Source organism: Aeromonas piscicola (assembly GCF_000820005.1).
In the GTDB taxonomy this organism is placed as follows: domain Bacteria; phylum Pseudomonadota; class Gammaproteobacteria; order Enterobacterales; family Aeromonadaceae; genus Aeromonas; species Aeromonas piscicola.
Genome location: NZ_CDBL01000052.1, coordinates 382377 through 398049, shown reverse-complemented (window position 1 = coordinate 398049; position 15673 = coordinate 382377). Strand labels below are relative to the sequence as shown.

General features: G+C 52.5%; 16 protein-coding genes. 2 read left to right on the top strand and 14 right to left on the bottom strand.

The window, feature by feature from the left end:
* Positions 1-47 precede the first annotated feature (47 nt).
* A complete protein-coding gene (locus BN1128_RS24660) occupies positions 48-569 on the top strand; it encodes a GspH/FimT family pseudopilin (RefSeq protein ID WP_244464586.1) in 522 nt (173 codons plus the stop codon).
* 3 nt (positions 570-572) lie between these two features.
* Here BN1128_RS24660 and BN1128_RS12475 read toward each other — a convergent pair whose 3' ends face one another.
* From BN1128_RS12475 to murJ, 12 genes are all read right to left on the bottom strand, one after another.
* Complete coding sequence (locus BN1128_RS12475; protein ID WP_042869163.1) at positions 573-851, bottom strand: TapY2 family type IVa secretion system protein; 279 nt, start codon at positions 849-851, stop codon at positions 573-575.
* On the bottom strand, positions 851-4453 hold the full coding sequence (locus BN1128_RS12470) for a pilus assembly protein (RefSeq protein WP_042869161.1): 3603 nt from the start codon (positions 4451-4453) through the stop codon (positions 851-853). The genes BN1128_RS12475 and BN1128_RS12470 overlap by 1 nt, the downstream gene beginning before the upstream one ends.
* Before the next feature lie 12 nt (positions 4454-4465).
* Positions 4466-4900, bottom strand: a complete 435-nt coding sequence (locus tag BN1128_RS12465; protein WP_042869159.1) for a pilus assembly PilX family protein — start codon at positions 4898-4900, stop codon at positions 4466-4468.
* Positions 4897-5889: a PilW family protein gene (locus BN1128_RS12460; protein ID WP_082030406.1), complete on the bottom strand. Its 993-nt coding sequence runs from the start codon at positions 5887-5889 to the stop codon at positions 4897-4899. Before BN1128_RS12460 ends, BN1128_RS12465 begins: the two co-directional genes overlap by 4 nt.
* A complete protein-coding gene (gene pilV, locus BN1128_RS12455; RefSeq protein WP_042869157.1) occupies positions 5886-6458 on the bottom strand; it encodes a type IV pilus modification protein PilV in 573 nt (190 codons plus the stop codon). The genes BN1128_RS12460 and pilV overlap by 4 nt, the downstream gene beginning before the upstream one ends.
* A gap of 3 nt (positions 6459-6461) precedes the next feature.
* Complete coding sequence (gene tppA, locus BN1128_RS12450; protein ID WP_042869155.1) at positions 6462-6869, bottom strand: type IVa pilus pseudopilin TppA; 408 nt, start codon at positions 6867-6869, stop codon at positions 6462-6464.
* Between the two features lie 110 nt (positions 6870-6979).
* Positions 6980-7915 (bottom strand): 4-hydroxy-3-methylbut-2-enyl diphosphate reductase, encoded by a 936-nt coding sequence (gene ispH, locus BN1128_RS12445; RefSeq protein ID WP_042869153.1) that lies wholly within the window; start codon positions 7913-7915, stop codon positions 6980-6982.
* Entirely contained in the window at positions 7915-8367 is a 453-nt protein-coding gene (gene fkpB, locus BN1128_RS12440; protein WP_209428566.1) for an FKBP-type peptidyl-prolyl cis-trans isomerase, read from the bottom strand. Before fkpB ends, ispH begins: the two co-directional genes overlap by 1 nt.
* Positions 8368-8375: 8 nt before the next feature.
* Positions 8376-8879 (bottom strand): signal peptidase II, encoded by a 504-nt coding sequence (gene lspA, locus BN1128_RS12435; protein WP_042869148.1) that lies wholly within the window; start codon positions 8877-8879, stop codon positions 8376-8378.
* Entirely contained in the window at positions 8879-11740 is a 2862-nt protein-coding gene (gene ileS, locus BN1128_RS12430) for an isoleucine--tRNA ligase (protein WP_042869145.1), read from the bottom strand. The genes lspA and ileS overlap by 1 nt, the downstream gene beginning before the upstream one ends.
* Positions 11740-12714: a bifunctional riboflavin kinase/FAD synthetase gene (gene ribF, locus BN1128_RS12425; protein ID WP_042869144.1), complete on the bottom strand. Its 975-nt coding sequence runs from the start codon at positions 12712-12714 to the stop codon at positions 11740-11742. The genes ileS and ribF overlap by 1 nt, the downstream gene beginning before the upstream one ends.
* Positions 12715-12862: 148 nt before the next feature.
* On the bottom strand, positions 12863-14422 hold the full coding sequence (gene murJ / locus BN1128_RS12420) for a murein biosynthesis integral membrane protein MurJ (protein WP_042869142.1): 1560 nt from the start codon (positions 14420-14422) through the stop codon (positions 12863-12865).
* 191 nt (positions 14423-14613) lie between these two features.
* Here murJ and rpsT point away from each other — a divergent pair, with 191 nt between their 5' ends.
* Positions 14614-14877: a 30S ribosomal protein S20 gene (rpsT, locus tag BN1128_RS12415; protein ID WP_005892298.1), complete on the top strand. Its 264-nt coding sequence runs from the start codon at positions 14614-14616 to the stop codon at positions 14875-14877.
* 48 nt (positions 14878-14925) lie between these two features.
* On the opposite strand, the gene BN1128_RS12410 is transcribed toward rpsT, so the two are convergent.
* Together BN1128_RS12410 and BN1128_RS12405 are read right to left on the bottom strand one after the other, a co-directional pair.
* Complete coding sequence (locus BN1128_RS12410; RefSeq protein ID WP_042869139.1) at positions 14926-15228, bottom strand: ArsR/SmtB family transcription factor; 303 nt, start codon at positions 15226-15228, stop codon at positions 14926-14928.
* A gap of 49 nt (positions 15229-15277) precedes the next feature.
* Positions 15278-15673 (bottom strand): LysR substrate-binding domain-containing protein (locus BN1128_RS12405; RefSeq protein ID WP_042869366.1); only part of this gene is annotated, 396 nt, incomplete at its 5' end.

Sequence of the window (15673 nt, the reverse complement as noted above, 5' to 3'; positions counted from 1 at the left end):
AGTTCAGTGTGACAGCAGCCCACGGGGGAGATAAGCTGTAGAGAGTCATGGAACTACATATTCAGGTTCATATGAAAAATAACGGATTTACCCTGCTAGAACTGATGATCACGATTTCATTACTGGTTATTCTTCTTGGGATAGGTATCCCATCCCTCAAAAGTCTGCTCAGTGACAATAGCCTGTCATTTCAATCACAAATGCTGTTAAAGCATATGAGGTTTGCTCGATCCCAAGCGATTGACAATCAGCAAATGGTAACCGCTTGTTTAGCCGATGCATCAAATAAATGTGTGCAAAATAATCCAGCCTACTATCTCGTCTTCATAGACAGTAATAACAACAATGAACTTAATTCTGGAGAAACACTACTATCACGTAGCCAACAGTTGGCTGATGGGATCACTGCGACAGCAAACAGAATTTCCACAACTTACAGTTTGGATGGCACCAGCATCGGCACCAACGCCACCCTTTCCCTATGTGAAACAGGACAACCTCAGATAAATCTTGTCACCGCCCAATCAGGGCGTAGCACCAGCTCACCTCAAGCTAATCTATGCCCATGAACACTAACGAGGCTGAATTTTTTCTTGGTGTAACGCCGCATCCAAGCTAAATGGACTACTTACAGCCACACATTCCAAGATCTCCTTTACCTTGCTTATCTGACCATTATATTCAAAACCTTTCTTTTGAAAGTGCTTATAAATCTCCGATTGATTGCTGCCTTCCACAGAACTCTGCAAAACCACCTTCTGCCCATTATCCAGTTCTACATAGCACTTTATATCAGTGGCCATGACCGAGAAGGATAAAAGAAGTAATAACAATCCATATAAAGCGTTCATTACTGTACTCCTTCATATAAATATATTTTCTTGGGTGCCATGTCCATTTCAGCCTCATCAGCACCTTGAGAACATTCCCCCTCAGCGGTACAACGCTCGGGCTCACCATTACCTTCATCCTTGAGGATAACCTCTTCGCCCGGAGCACCACCAATAATACGCACTTTAGAGTCATCACCAGCATGAACAACAAGGTCGTCTGCGACTTTATTGTTAACCTCTACATAACGAACTGGGGTTTCATTTCCATCTTGGTCGACAATATACCTAAATGTAGTGCCATAATGCATATCAATCATATATTGACGCATGGCACCTATCGATTGGATAGTACACTCTTGAAATGACTGAACCTGAGGTAAGAATGAAGTAAAGTAAAGCTTCCCTTGCAATACAACACCAGCGCCCATGGATTTCTCTCCAGATTCATTTAACCAGTAAATCCATCCCTTTTTAATAGTTATTGCAGCTCTCACATTTAATATTTCATAATCAGTGGTCTTGCCAACAAAAGGATCACTGGTCACATCATAGAGATCAGAAATTACTAATGCAGTTGGGGTATTAGTTTTATAATCTTTGGCAACAACATTATAATCTCTCAGCATGAAATAAGCATTCTGAACAGTAGACTCAGAGGATGGCCTGTTGCGATCTCCACTACCAATCAGTACGGCATCAAATGGGCGTTCCTTATAAGTATATTGATCCATCCCATTTACTATCGTTCGGGTCACTTCCTTATTGAGGGTACGCACAATGACTGGTTGAGTAAAAAAGCGGCGATCTGCACTCTGTACAGAATCAGAACCTAAACTAGCAAACTTGAAAGCACTCCAGTCAGCCTTGTTGGCAGAAGGAAGATCTACCCGCCAGATATTACCACCAGTATCTCCAGCATAAATTCTATCTATTTTTCCATCACCATCACTATCCAACGTAGCAACAGTGCCAGGCATGCTATCTGCCATCGCGGGCATGCTCAGATTGATCGTGGAGCCCGAAGAAGGAGTTACACTGAAAATCAAAGCGCCAGTGTTGGCATTTACCATATATATGCCTGCACCCGAACCATCACTCACTCCCAAGCCAATACTGCTCTTGTTAAGATCATAACCCCCAGCAAAGATCAGAACAGGATCAGTAATACCGGGAACAAAAGCAACTTCTGGTACCGACCAAGTTTGCCCTAACTGGCTAAAACCAGCACTCTGACTATTAATGCTCCACTTCAACGTTGGCACATCTGGGTTTGATATATTGAAAGCGTAGTAACTTTTCCCTCCTCCTCGTAATCCCATAAACAGCCAAGCAAAGTCCCCCTCAGAAGACTTAATAACACCATTTTTATTCGCATCCTTAATTAAGGCGACAGGTGACGAATCAACTCCATAGATGTGGCTTGACGATTCCACATTTTTTCTAAGAGCTTGTTGATTTGCCATGAATTCATATGGAATGACGGCCCAGCTTTCATCAATACTAACTCCTGAGTCTTTGAACATATGTAAGAAACCAGCATTGGTTCCCATAAGAATTCTCAAATCTGGGCTGTCATTTACATTACCAGAGGGTGGACCATAGTTAATAACAAGTGGCCGGGAGTGCAACGGATCACCAAGAATAAAACGGCGAGTCGTCGTCGTCGTATCAAAATCCTCATCGTCAACATCAACCCCACGAGTCCAGTTAATCAATGTGTCTGCCTCTGTTGAGTCAGCCACTTGGAGATGAGTATTCAGTGAAGAGGCACTGCCTGCAATACTTTCCAGACTAGTTCGATTAAGAGCGTCAAGCCTCACTTGGGAACCATTGATAACATATAAACTCCTTGAGGGTTTATCTGCCAACATAGCTTGCGCCCCACCTTTAACCACAACATTCCCATCACGTTCATCTGACCAATAGGTTTGAGCACTATCAGTAATTGTCCCATCAGTTTTTATTGCGGGTAGATCATTGACATCTACAACATATCCTTTATTTGAAAATATAAGTTTTTTGAGATTACCTTTCCAACGCGGGCCAGAATCAGGCTCGAACATGGCATAGTAGATATTGTTCAGGCTACGTGTACGATCAAAATTATTAGTTGCAATAGCTGGAGAAACTAGAGACGTATTAATCCGTAAAATCGCTAATAAAGATGATTTCAGAGCCTGAGTTAATGCAGTTGAATCTGTCGCAGGATAATAAGTCCCACCACCACGTCTAGCTGTCTCAGCCAACAGATTCCCAGCTCCGCTGACTGCATCATCACCAAACCCTACAGTAAAAGTAGTAACAGTTTGCACGCCGGGCGAACCACTATTAACATCCTTGTGTTTCATATACCCAGCAAGAGCAGCTAAATAGCTTTTACTCCCACTTGAACCATAACCAACCGTCGTACCATAAGCCGCTTTTTCGTCACTACCAAGAGTATTTATAAGACCCTGGACTAATGTATTTGCTGCTGTATCTTGTGTTGGTTCACCATCAGTAATATAAATAACATATCCATTATTAGAGCACTTGTCATAAGGTGATTTATAAATTCCTACAGGATTCTCCGCTAACGTATCTCTTGCTGGCGTACGTGAACCATCATCATCACCGTAAAAAACGCTCTGACCACCAAAGAAACGATATGCTTCATACAATGTTTCACATAATGGAGTGTTTGTTTCAGCGCCGAGACTATCTATTGTTGACAATAAATTTTTCTCAGCTGTAACCCCTCCCCCCATATCTTCATCATTACTTAGTATCCGTCTAACTACACGCCCACCATTTTTGCCACCATTACTATCATTGTAGTTATATACAGCCAATCCAAAATCGACGCCAGGAGTTGAAGAAATGATTCCCTTTACCGCATCTTTGGCAATTTTCAAGCGTGATTGAACACTATAACCTGTAGGGCCATAATACCAGCGAATATAGTTAGCAGAGTAAAGCGTCACGCTAGTATTGCTACCAGAAGCTGCATTGGCAAGATTGGCAGTATAGTACCAAGTGCCTGAGTTATTGGCTGTTTTATTTACAGGGTAGCCAGTGGTAACACTTCCTACTGGTAAAGTCCCAGTAAATGGGTTTGCTGTATTTCTAGCTGTAATGTCCTGTTTGCAGTCAACCAAATACATTTGACTCTCTACATAAGGGGAAACTGAAACCCAAGAGCCCTGCCGTGGCACACCACTATTGTTAAAACTTGAAAATAAATAACTCCAAACCTGAGATTGAAAATACCCTATATTACTCAGTGGAGTTTTTGATGAAGCGCAGGCATTTATTTTATCAGAAAATCGTTTCTTACTAGAAATATCAGGGACAGTACCATCCGTAGAGTAATATATATATTTTTTAGTATTGGCAGTATCAGGATCACTGTTTAATGCAGCATAACTTGTCAGAGGGTTATACTCCTCTTTCACTACCTCCATCGTTTCACTCATACTACCAGAGTTATCAAAAATAATAAGTATCTTTGGCCTGAAATCACCGGCCTTTGAGAAGTCATAGATAAAAAGTTCAGTATCATCAGAGTAACTATTTGTTGCTATAGCCGGCATGACCGCTATCAGGCAAAAAAATAATAATGTGAATATATATTTAAGCATAGCCTATGCTCCTTATTCAGATTTGAGCAATGGTTGCTCAATACCTGCTGTCCAACTCAAAGGACGGGAATTCTTCCCATAATTAACACCTGCCTGCATCTCTATATAACGGCAGGAGGGGATCACATTCTGACTACTGGCATTAAATTTACGCTTGCATACTGTTTCCGCCCGCCGCGTCATATTCACAGTTGTAGCAATATTGTTGCCGGATACGCTCAAGGCTGCACTGGCACCCATTGTTGAAATGCGAGTAGATAGGCCATTCTGCTGCAACGCATTCTCAATAACCCCTTCTACTTGATGCTCTGCCTGCTGAATGCTGGCAGAAGCCCCTGCCATTCTTAAGTCAATACCGCTAGATTGCATTACAACGACAGCAATGAGTGTTAATGGTACTAAAATAACCAATGCTACAATCAATGCAATTCCATCTATAGACTTCATTTTCCGCCTCCCGCGATCACCGCCGGATTACGAATAGCTACACTACTTTCCAACAGTAGTCGGCGAAAGCCATCATTCCCCCCAGAAACTGATACATTACCTACTTGATATGTATTGTTGTTTTTATATTTTCTAGAGGCCTGTAGAGAACGCACCAAAATGAATATCCTGGCAGAGATAACTCGCCCCTCATTCCATTCTTGTGCCGATACATTGGCAGTTCCAACATACTTATCAATCTGACCATCTTGTACAAGGGTTGTGTCTACACCATACAAAACAACTATATATTCAATACCTTCTGCCATTGGCCCCGTGATCAAAAAAGAACCGCCATTTGCAGTCAATATCCTCTTGCGTAGCTCTGGAATACCTGTTGTACCAAGTGCAAGATAATAAATATAATGTTGATACTCCCATATTTGCCGAGTTGGCATCGCAGCCTCCGTCGGAGCAGCTTCATTCCCACGAAATATATAGGCAGCTTGAGTCGTTGTGGCCATGTAAAATCGATTGGTATCAAAGCCGCTCACTAAGGGTTGTCCGATTAATCGTTTGATACTGATAACATCTGAGTTAGCGATCCGTGAGGCTGCGGTAATACATGAAAAACCACTCATGCTTTTACTGGCATCAACCCGCCCCACCCAAAGTGCACGAGTGACCGTCGCGGCAGAAGGAAGACTTCCCTCCCCTCTCTCATCGATACAATCACTGGTAGTAGAAACAACGGCACCAGTGCTCAAACTGACACCGACATCTCTCTGCATAGGCATGCCAGTATAATCGCCCCAAAAACCAGCCCAACGCAGATCCTGAGTAACAAGACGCATAGCTAAACGGCCATTTTCCTGCAACTCACTCTGATCGAATACATCTTCTGTCGTTGCCCGAGACGCAACAAACACACTCAAAACACCACCCAACAGAAAGATCCCAATAACCATGGCAATCAACCATTCAACGAGTGTAAATCCTCTGGTGTTCATAGTGTGGTCTCTAACATGTAATAATGCCGAGACTGAATCATGATATTACCAAAACCACATAGATTGCGAACATTGTTAGAGATGGCGGAGGTACCATCTGATAATGCCTCTCGACCTTGCCATGTTAATACCACTGTCATTGCGTTATTATTTCCACGAATAATACAACCCAAAGGGTTTTGCATTGAAGACGAGGATCCTGATACACCGACACCCAATAATGACTGCTGCCAATTGAACATATCCAATGTAAATAGGTCGCTTTGACTACAACTAACCATGGTACCATCCACATTGCCGCAATTGGGTTTATTAATGGCTGATCCTGCACTTACCATCCAGGCTTGTGTACTCTGCAACTCCCAGACGGAACGATTTATCCTTGCTCGTTCTACGATATCAGTGGCTAGCCAACTGGCTATTGTTCTTTGTCGAGCCTCATAGCCAGAAAATTTCGAGGTAGTCTGCAAAGCGACCAAGCCCAGCAAGCCAAATGAGAGCACCACAGCGGCTATCATCACTTCCAGCAGACTGAATCCGGTTCTGGGTGGGGCCGTATGTGGAATCATAAGCTAGTCCCAGCAATCACTGTTGGCACTGTTACTGATGTTCTGCGCGCTTTTCGTACCATTCTGATCGATGGAGAAAATGATGCAGTCCTTATCTGAGCCCTGGGCACCAGAGGCCGTTGCAGACACGGTATAAGTGTTGTTGGCTGCAGAAATGACCAGATGGTAAAATCCGGAATCAGAGTTCTCGGAAATATTGAGAGCAGCCGCTGAAGAGGCATACTGGTTGAAATCCATAAAGTAGGTTTCCTGCCGGTTGGCAGCGTCCAGCAACATCTTTTTGGCATCAACACGGTGACTGGTCAGCAGGTACTGCTGATAAGAGGGGTAAGCGATGGTGCCAAGAATCGCGACTATAGCGACGACAATCATCAGCTCAATAAGAGAAAAGCCTCGAAAGAACCCAATCATATCCCATCCTTGGTGATTGACCGCGTTACAAGTTTAACGCCGAGCCTGTCACCACGACAAACTCGGCGTCAATATCATCATACTTTATTCTTAAGCCTTCCTGGCTGCACTCAAATAATTCTAAGCTCGGGCGGTACTTCAAACACCACGTTCTCTTCGCGACCCGGGTGCTCGACGACCATATTGCCGCCCAACTCACGCAGGCGGGCGATGACGTTCTGCACCAGTACGTCCGGTGCCGAGGCGCCGGCCGTGACCCCGATGCGCTCGACCCCCTCCAGCCAGCCGGTTTCGATCATGGAGGCGTCGTCGATCAGGTAGGCGCGAGCCCCCACCTTCTCGGCCAGCTCGCGCAGACGGTTGGAGTTGGAAGAGTTGCGTGACCCGACCACCAGCATGGCATCCACCAGCCCTGCCATCTCCCGCACCGCATCCTGGCGGTTCTGGGTGGCGTAGCAGATATCGTCCTTGCGTGGCCCCTGGATCTTGGGGAACTGCTTGCGCAGGGCATCGATGACGTCCGAAGTCTCATCGACACTCAGGGTAGTCTGGGTGACGAAGCAGAGATCATCCGGATTCTTCACCTTGAGCCTGGCCACATCGTCTGGCGTCTCCACCAGATACATGCCGCCTTCGCGGTTCTCGTACTGGCCCATGGTGCCGATCACCTCGGGGTGACCGGCGTGACCGATCAGCACGGCTTCGGAGCCCTTGCGACTGGCGCGATGGACTTCCATGTGTACCTTGGTCACCAGCGGGCAGGTGGCATCGAATACCTTGAGGGCGCGGGATTTGGCCATCTCGCGCACCGTCTTGGCCACGCCGTGGGCGGAGAAGATGACGATACTGTCGTCCGGCACCTCGTCCAGCTCCTCGACGAACACGGCCCCCGCCTCTTTCAGCTTGTTCACCACATAGCGGTTGTGCACCACTTCGTGACGGACATAGATGGGAGCACCGAACTTCTCCAGCGCGCTCTCGACTATGCTGATGGCACGATCAACACCGGCGCAGAAACCCCGAGGGTTGGCGAGCAGAATATCCATTAGTGCACCTCTTCCTCGTCATCAACGCCCAGGATCTCCACCTCGAAGGTGACTGTATGACCGGCCAGGGGATGGTTGAAATCGACCGTCACCGACATGCCTTCCACCGCCCGTATGATGCCGGGCAGCTCGCTGCCATTGGGCTGGTCGAACAGTATGATGGTGCCGACCTTGGGCTCCACATCGGCGCCGAACTTGGCTCTGTCCAGATGGTAGATGTTGTCGGGATTGGCGAGGCCGAACGCCTGCTCCGGCGCCAGGGTGAAGCTCTTGGCATCACCCTGTTGCAGGCCCAGCAAGCACTGCTCGAAGGTGTTGGTCAGGCTGCCATCTCCCATCCGCAGACGGGCCGGTTTGCCGTGCAGCGCTGTGCTGTCAGCAACGGAGCCATCCTCCAGCTTGATGGCGAAATGAAACAGCACGCTGCTGTTGGCCGTAATCCCGGTGGCGATAGGCTGACTCATGCCACCTCCTCCTTCTTCTTCTCGGAACGGAAGCCTTCCAGCACTATCATGGCGGCACCGATGAAGATGAAGCTGTCGGCCAGGTTGAACGCCGGCCAATGGGAACGCTGCCAGTAGAAGTCGAGGAAATCGACCACGTGGCCCAGCACCAGCCGATCAAACACGTTGCCAAGGGCACCGCCGATGATCAGGGAGTAGGCGATGCCACTCCAGCGTTGGGTGACCGACTGCTTGCGCAGCCAGTGGATCAGCAGCCCGCAGATGGCAAACGCCAGCACCGCGAAGAACCAGCGCTGCCAGCCCCCCTGATCGGCCAGGAAGCTGAACGCAGCGCCCTTGTTGTAGACATGCACCAGATTGAAGAAGGGGGTGATCTCCACCCCCGGATAGCCAAACGGCAGCAGCTTGACCACGGCGAGCTTGCTCGCCTGGTCCAGTACGAATGCCAGCACCGCCAGCCACAGCCAACGCAGGCCGCTCTTGTTATGAGTCATGTTCATCAGGCAAATTGACGTGTTTCGCCGTCACCCTCGACGTTGGTGACGCAGCGGCCACAGATTTCTTCGTGACCGGCTATGGTGCCCACATCTTCCACATGGTGCCAGCAGCGGTCGCACTTGGCGGCGGCGGACTGGGCCACGCTCAGCCAGAGGTCATCACGCTCCGTCGCAACGGAACCTTCCGGTGCGCTGTCAACCACCACGACCTTGGCCTTGGAGGTGAGCAGCACGAAGCGCAGCTCGTCAGCCAGGGCATTCAGACGCTCGGCCAGGGCAGGCTTGGCGAACAGGGTCAGTTCGGCCTGCAGGGAGCCGCCGATGCGCTTCTCACCACGGGCCGCTTCCAGCGCCTTGTTCACTTCACCACGCACGGTCAGGATCTCGGCCCAGAAGGCATCACCCATCTGCTCGCCAGCATCCAGCCTGAACAGGCCGTCATACCACTCCTCGGTGAACACAAACTCGCTGCGCTCACCCGGCAGCAGGGCCCAGATTTCATCGGCGGTAAAGCTCATGATCGGCGCCATCCAGCGCACCATGGCCTCCACGATGTGATAGAGCGCAGTCTGGCAGGAGCGACGAGCCAGGCTGTCTGCCTTGGCGGTGTACTGACGATCCTTGATGACATCCAGATAGAAGGAGCCCATCTCGATGGAGCAGAACTGCATCAACTTCTGGGTCACGCCGTGGAAGTTGTACTCATCGAATGCCGCCACTATCTCGGCTTGTACCGCCTTGGCACGACCCACTGCCCAGCGATCCACCACCACCATGTCAGCCGGAGCCACCATGTCGGTTGCCGGATTGAAGCCGTTCAGGTTGGCCAGCAGGAAACGGGCTGTGTTGCGGATGCGGCGATAGGCATCGGCGGAGCGCTTGAGGATCTCGTCGGAGACCGTCATCTCGCCGGTGTAATCGGTACTGGCGACCCACAGACGCAGGATGTCGGCACCCAGCTTGTTCATCACGTCTTGCGGGCTAACCACGTTGCCGATGGACTTTGACATCTTGCGCCCCTGACCATCCACGGTGAAGCCGTGAGTCAGCACCTGGTTGTAGGGAGCCTTGTCTTTCATGGCCACGCCGATCATCAGGGAGGACATGAACCAGCCACGGTGCTGGTCGGAACCTTCCAGATAGAGGTCGGCGGAGTGACCGTTGAACTCGGGACGAGCATCGACCACTGAGGAGTGAGTTGAGCCTGAGTCAAACCAGACGTCCAGGGTGTCGGGCACCTTGTCGTACATGTCGGCGTCGCTACCCAGCAGCTCGGCCTTGTCCAGATCCCACCAGGCCTGGATGCCGGCCTGCTCGACCCGCTTGGCCACTTCATGCATCAGGCGCACGGATTCCGGGTGCAGTTGCTGAGTCTCCTTGTGAACGAACAGGGAGATAGGCACGCCCCAAGTACGCTGACGGGAGATACACCAGTCAGGACGGTTCTCGACCATGGCCTGAATGCGATTTTTACCCCAAGCAGGTACCCAGCCGCTCTGGCCATGTAGGGCAATTCCATCTTTCTCGATGCGCTCAATCTCTTCCAGCGCGCGCTTGCGCAGACCCTTCTGCTCCATGCTGATGAACCACTGCGGGGTGGCACGGAAGATGATCGGGGTCTTGTGACGCCAGCAGTGCGGGTAGGAGTGATTGAACACCATGTGGTGCAGCAGGGCGCCACGTTCGTTCAGTACCTCGACCACGGCCGCATTGGCCTTGAACACGTGCTGGCCGGCAAACAGTTCGGTATCCGGCAGGTAAACGCCGTTGCTGCCAACCGGGTTGGCCACTTCCAGACCGTACTTCTGACCGACCACAAAGTCTTCCTGACCGTGACCAGGGGCGGTGTGAACGGCGCCGGTACCGGCATCCAGCGTGACGTGATCACCCAGTACAACCGGCACGTCGAAGCTGTAGAAGGGGTGGTTGAAGCGCAGCAGCTCGAGCGCGGCGCCCTTGGCATAACCCAGGTTGTGGAACTGCTCGATACCGGCACGGTCCATCACGTCCTTGACCAGCTCGGCCGCCAGGATCAGGCGCTCCGGATGCTCGCCATCCACCTGCACCAGGGCATAGTCCAGATCGGCGTGCATGGCGACGCCGCGGTTGGCCGGCAGGGTCCAGGGGGTGGTAGTCCAGATCACCACAGAGAGCGGGCCCTTGCCGGTGTGGCCTTCGGGGCAGTCAAACTTGGCGGCAACGGCAGCCTCGTCAACGGCCTTGAAACGCACATCGATGGAGGGGGAGTTCTTGTCGTAGTACTCAACTTCGGCTTCAGCCAGCGCAGAACCACAGTCGGTACACCAGTGCACCGGCTTGGAGCCTTTGTGCAGGTGGCCGTTTTCGACGATCTTGGCCATGGAGCGAATGATGTTGGCTTCGGTGCCAAAATCCATGGTCAGGTAGGGATGTTCCCAGTCACCCAGCACCCCCAGACGGATGAAGTCGGTCTTCTGCGCTTCGATCTGGGTCTTGGCATATTTGCGGCACTCGGCGCGGAACTCGGCGGCGGAAACCTTCTCGCCCGGCTTGCCAACCATGCCTTCCACTTTCAGCTCTATGGGCAGACCGTGGCAATCCCAGCCGGGCACATAGGGAGAATCGAAGCCGGAGAGGCCCTTGGACTTGATGATGACATCTTTCAGGATCTTGTTGACCGAGTGACCGATGTGAATGCTGCCGTTCGCGTAGGGAGGGCCATCATGCAGAATAAAGGAGGGCTTGCCCGCTTTGGCGCGGCGAATGGCGCCGTAAAGATCCTGATCGTACCAACGTTTCAGCATGTTGGGTTCGCGTTTGGCCAGATCGCCACGCATCGGAAACTCGGTTTCCGGAAGATTCAGGGTATGTTTATAGTCGCTCATCAGTCCTGGGTTCCCTTCTTTTCTAAAAGAGTGCTGGGTAAATTGAGTAGTGGCAGCCCGAACCAGGCTCGGGCCGCCAGGGCATCTCGTTCGATCTGCTCTTTCAAGGCGGTGAAAGAGGCAAACTTCTGCTCTTCGCGCAGCTTGTGGCGAAGCAGCACCTTGACCTGTTGACCATATAGATCGCCAGAAAAATCAAATAGATGTACTTCCAATCTGGCTTGTGTACCGCTCAAGGTCGGCCGTACACCCACATTGGCGACACCGGGGAAGGTCTTGCCGGAACATACCACTTCCACCGCGAACACGCCACCGACCGGGATCACCTGGCGTTTGAGCGCCAGATTGGCGGTGGGAAAACCTATGGTGCGGCCCAACTTGTCACCGTGGGCCACCCGACCGCTGATGGTATAGGGGCGGCCGAGCATCAGCTCCACCTCCGCCATCCGACCGGCTTTGAGGGCCTCGCGCACCAGGGTGCTGCTGACCCGCTGGCGGGATAGCTGGAAACTCTGGGTGCTGATCACCTCGAAACCGAAGCGCTGCCCCGCCGCCTCCAGCAGCTGGAAGTCCCCTTCCCGCCCCTTGCCGAAGCGAAAATCATCTCCCACCACCAGATAGTGCACGCCTAGTTTCTCCACCAGCAGTTGCTCGATGAAGGTAACGGCGGACTGCTCGGCGAAGCGATGGTTGAAACGCACGCAGAGCATGCGATCGAGCTGCATGCCCCTGAGCGCCTCGTACTTCTCCCGCAGCCGACTGAGGCGGGCAGGCGCTGCAGCCCCGGCAAACAGCTCAAGGGGCTGGGGCTCGAACAGCATGACGCAGGCGGGCAGACCGAGTTGGACGGCTTTTTCCTGCAGGCGTGCCAGCACAGCATGGTGACCCTGATGGACCCCATCAAAGTTGCCTATGGTCAATACACACCCCCGGTGACGGGGCTTGATATTGTGAATACCGCGAATAAGCTCCATCAGTGCCTTGTGCGTTGCTGCCATGGAAATCGGCGGATTATATATCAGCCAGCAGGCAGGGTCAGCCCTCATGGCCCGATTTCAGGCATCTTGCCCAGATCCCCTGCCCGCCGAGGCAATCCCGTATGGTGCAGCAGGGTCACTCCGGCTACTGACCCGATCTCAGGTGTCTTGGTCGAATGCCCAACGCCAGCAGTATGACGCCATACACGGCCCCACCCAGACAGAGCAACATGGTCAGCTGCATGCTGGCCTTGCCCATGCCCCAGGCGCCCCATTGAGCGAGATCCGGCGACAGGTAGCCAAGCAGCCCCCCCATCAGCACGGTCGCCACCAGCAGCTTGAGGCAGAACAGCCCGGTATTGCGGGACGGACGGTAGACCGACTGCTGATACAAGCCCTTGAACAGCAAGGCCGCATTCAAGGTGCCCGAACAGGCGGTCGACAGCGCCAGCCCCACATAGCCGAGAGGGAAGATGAAGATGAGGTTGCACACCATGTTGGCAACCATGGACATCACCCCGATCCGCACCGGGGTCCGGGTGTCCTGGCGGGCATAGTAGCCCGGTGCCAGTACCTTGATCAGCATCAGGGAGAGCAGGCCTGTGGTGGAGGCCAGCAGGCTGGCACTGGACATGGCCACCTCGTGCATGCCGAACTCGCCACGCATGAAGAGCACTCGCAGTATGGGCTCGCGCAACACGGCTATGCCCACCATGGCCGGCAGGCCGAGCAGCATCACCATGCGCACCCCCCAGTCCATGGTGCGGGAGAAGTCGGCCGGGTCCGCATCCACATGCTTTTTGGCCAGCGCAGGCAGGATCACGGTACTGATGGCCACCGCAAACAGGCCGAGGGGGAACTCCAGCAGGCGATCCGAGTAATAGAGATAGCTGATGGCGCCGGTGGCGAGGAAGGAGGCGAGCATGGTGTTGATCAGCAAGTTGATCTGGCTGACCGAGACGCCAAACAGCGCCGGAATCATCAGGGTGCGGATCTTGATCACCCCGGGATGATGCCAACCCCACTTGGGCCACACCAGCATGTTGATCTGGCGCAGGAAGGGATACTGGAACAGGAACTGCACCAGACCGCCGAGGAAGACACCGATGGCGAGGGCTATCTCTGGCCGCTCCATCAAGGGCGCTATCCACCAGGCCGCCGCTATCATGGTGAGGTTGAGAAACACAGGCGTAAACGAGGAGACGGCAAAGCGGCCAAAGGTATTGAGTATGGCTCCCGCCATGGCGGTGAAGGTGATGAACCAGAGATAGGGGAAGGTGATTTTGAGCATCAGGCTGGCCAGCTCGAACTTCTCGGCCGCCGGCCCGCCATGCAACCAGTCCCAGAACCAGCCCCAGCCGAACAGGGCCGTCAACACGCCCGAGCCCAGCACCCCGAGCAGGGTGACCACGGTGACTATGCCACCGAGCGTACCCGCCACCGCGGCCAGCAATTCGCGCACCTCACGCTCATCGCCCTTTTTCTTGTACTCCGTCATCACGGGAACAAACGCCTGGTTGAAGGCACCTTCGGCGAACAGCCGGCGCAGAAAGTTGGGAATGCGGTTGGCAAAGAAGAAGACGTCTGCGGCCACCCCGGCGCCGAGCAGATTGGCGATAACCACATCGCGAACCAAGCCCATCACACGGGACGCCAGCGTCATTGCGGACACAATCATGCCGGATTTGATCAATTTCTTACTCAAGACGAAGCCTCTGGAACTGTCAGAATGGAAAGAATGCTGGTAGAATCGGCCGACAGTTTAACCGCCTCCCAACAGACACACCACCGGGGGGCGGTGTTTATTTGCACAAATCATTTGACAATATGTGGTTGAGAAGGCATATTTCCGGGCCTTTTCAATACACTCGCTAAGACAGTTTTAGGAGTTTTACCTTGGCTAATATCAAATCTGCTAAGAAGCGCGCGATTCAGTCAGAGAAACGTCGTCAACACAACGCCAGCCGTCGTTCAATGACCCGTACCTATCTGAAGAAAGTAATTGCTGCCATCGCTTCTGGCGACAAAGCTGCTGCCGTTGCTGCTTTTGCTACCGCTCAGCCGATCATGGATCGCATGGCTACCAAAGGCCTGATCCACAAGAACAAAGCTGCTCGTCACAAGAGCCGCCTGTCTGCCCAGATCAAAGCTATGGCTTAATCAGCTTCGGCTGTATAAAGCTAAAAAAACCGGCCTCAGTGCCGGTTTTTATTTATCTGCGCTGCAGTAAAGCTTGTGCAGCAGGGCAATCATTTCGCGCACCTCATGGCTGCGCAGCGAATAGTAGACCGTCTGGGCCTCTTTTCGCGTCTCCACCAACTCATCCCGCCGAAGCACGGCCAAGTGCTGTGACAGGGCTGACTGGCTCAATCCGAGCACCTCGTTGAGTTCCCCCACCGACAGTTCCCGATCCTGCAGCTGGCACAGAATAAACAGTCGTCGTTCGTTGGCCAGAGCCTTGAGCAGCGCCACAGCCCGGCTCGCATTCGCCTCCATCTCTTCCAGTTGCATCTCATCCCCTCTCGTCCGAGGCAAGAATCATACTCTGTGACCCGCCGATTTAAAATGACAGGGTTGCCGGTTGAATCGTGGTGAAGTCCTCCTGCCCCGCGAACAGGAAGGAGAAATCGCTCTCGCACACCCGTTTCACCGCCGGATGCTGGATCATGCGCTCGGCGAAGATGACGTAATACTCCTCCATCAGATCCTGGGTCTCCCCGATCAGCATCACCTCTTCCCCTTCCAGGATCTCCTCCCGATAGATGGTGGGGGCCATAAAGATGCCCTGATTGAAGAAACCGAAGGCCTTCATCAGGGCCGCATCGTCGAACTCCCCAAGGATGCTGGGGGATATGCCCTGCTGCTCGAACCACTGGGTCAGCTGGCGGCCCATGGCGGTACGGCGCCCTGGGATCAACAGCTTGCGCTCCTCCAGACAGGCGGGAAAGGGTTTCTC

Bases quoted from the DNA above. Each gene is read 5' to 3' on its own strand.
- BN1128_RS24660 (WP_244464586.1), top strand. From the start codon at position 48: ATGGAACTACATATTCAGGTTCATATGAAAAATAACGGATTTACCCTG.
- BN1128_RS12475 (WP_042869163.1), bottom strand. From the start codon at position 851: ATGAACGCTTTATATGGATTGTTATTACTTCTTTTATCCTTCTCGGTC.
- BN1128_RS12470 (WP_042869161.1), bottom strand. From the start codon at position 4,453: ATGCTTAAATATATATTCACATTATTATTTTTTTGCCTGATAGCGGTC.
- BN1128_RS12465 (WP_042869159.1), bottom strand. From the start codon at position 4,900: ATGAAGTCTATAGATGGAATTGCATTGATTGTAGCATTGGTTATTTTA.
- BN1128_RS12460 (WP_082030406.1), bottom strand. From the start codon at position 5,889: ATGAACACCAGAGGATTTACACTCGTTGAATGGTTGATTGCCATGGTT.
- pilV (WP_042869157.1), bottom strand. From the start codon at position 6,458: ATGATTCCACATACGGCCCCACCCAGAACCGGATTCAGTCTGCTGGAA.
- tppA (WP_042869155.1), bottom strand. From the start codon at position 6,869: ATGATTGGGTTCTTTCGAGGCTTTTCTCTTATTGAGCTGATGATTGTC.
- ispH (WP_042869153.1), bottom strand. From the start codon at position 7,915: ATGGATATTCTGCTCGCCAACCCTCGGGGTTTCTGCGCCGGTGTTGAT.
- lspA (WP_042869148.1), bottom strand. From the start codon at position 8,879: ATGAACATGACTCATAACAAGAGCGGCCTGCGTTGGCTGTGGCTGGCG.
- ileS (WP_042869145.1), bottom strand. From the start codon at position 11,740: ATGAGCGACTATAAACATACCCTGAATCTTCCGGAAACCGAGTTTCCG.
- ribF (WP_042869144.1), bottom strand. From the start codon at position 12,714: ATGGAGCTTATTCGCGGTATTCACAATATCAAGCCCCGTCACCGGGGG.
- BN1128_RS12410 (WP_042869139.1), bottom strand. From the start codon at position 15,228: ATGCAACTGGAAGAGATGGAGGCGAATGCGAGCCGGGCTGTGGCGCTG.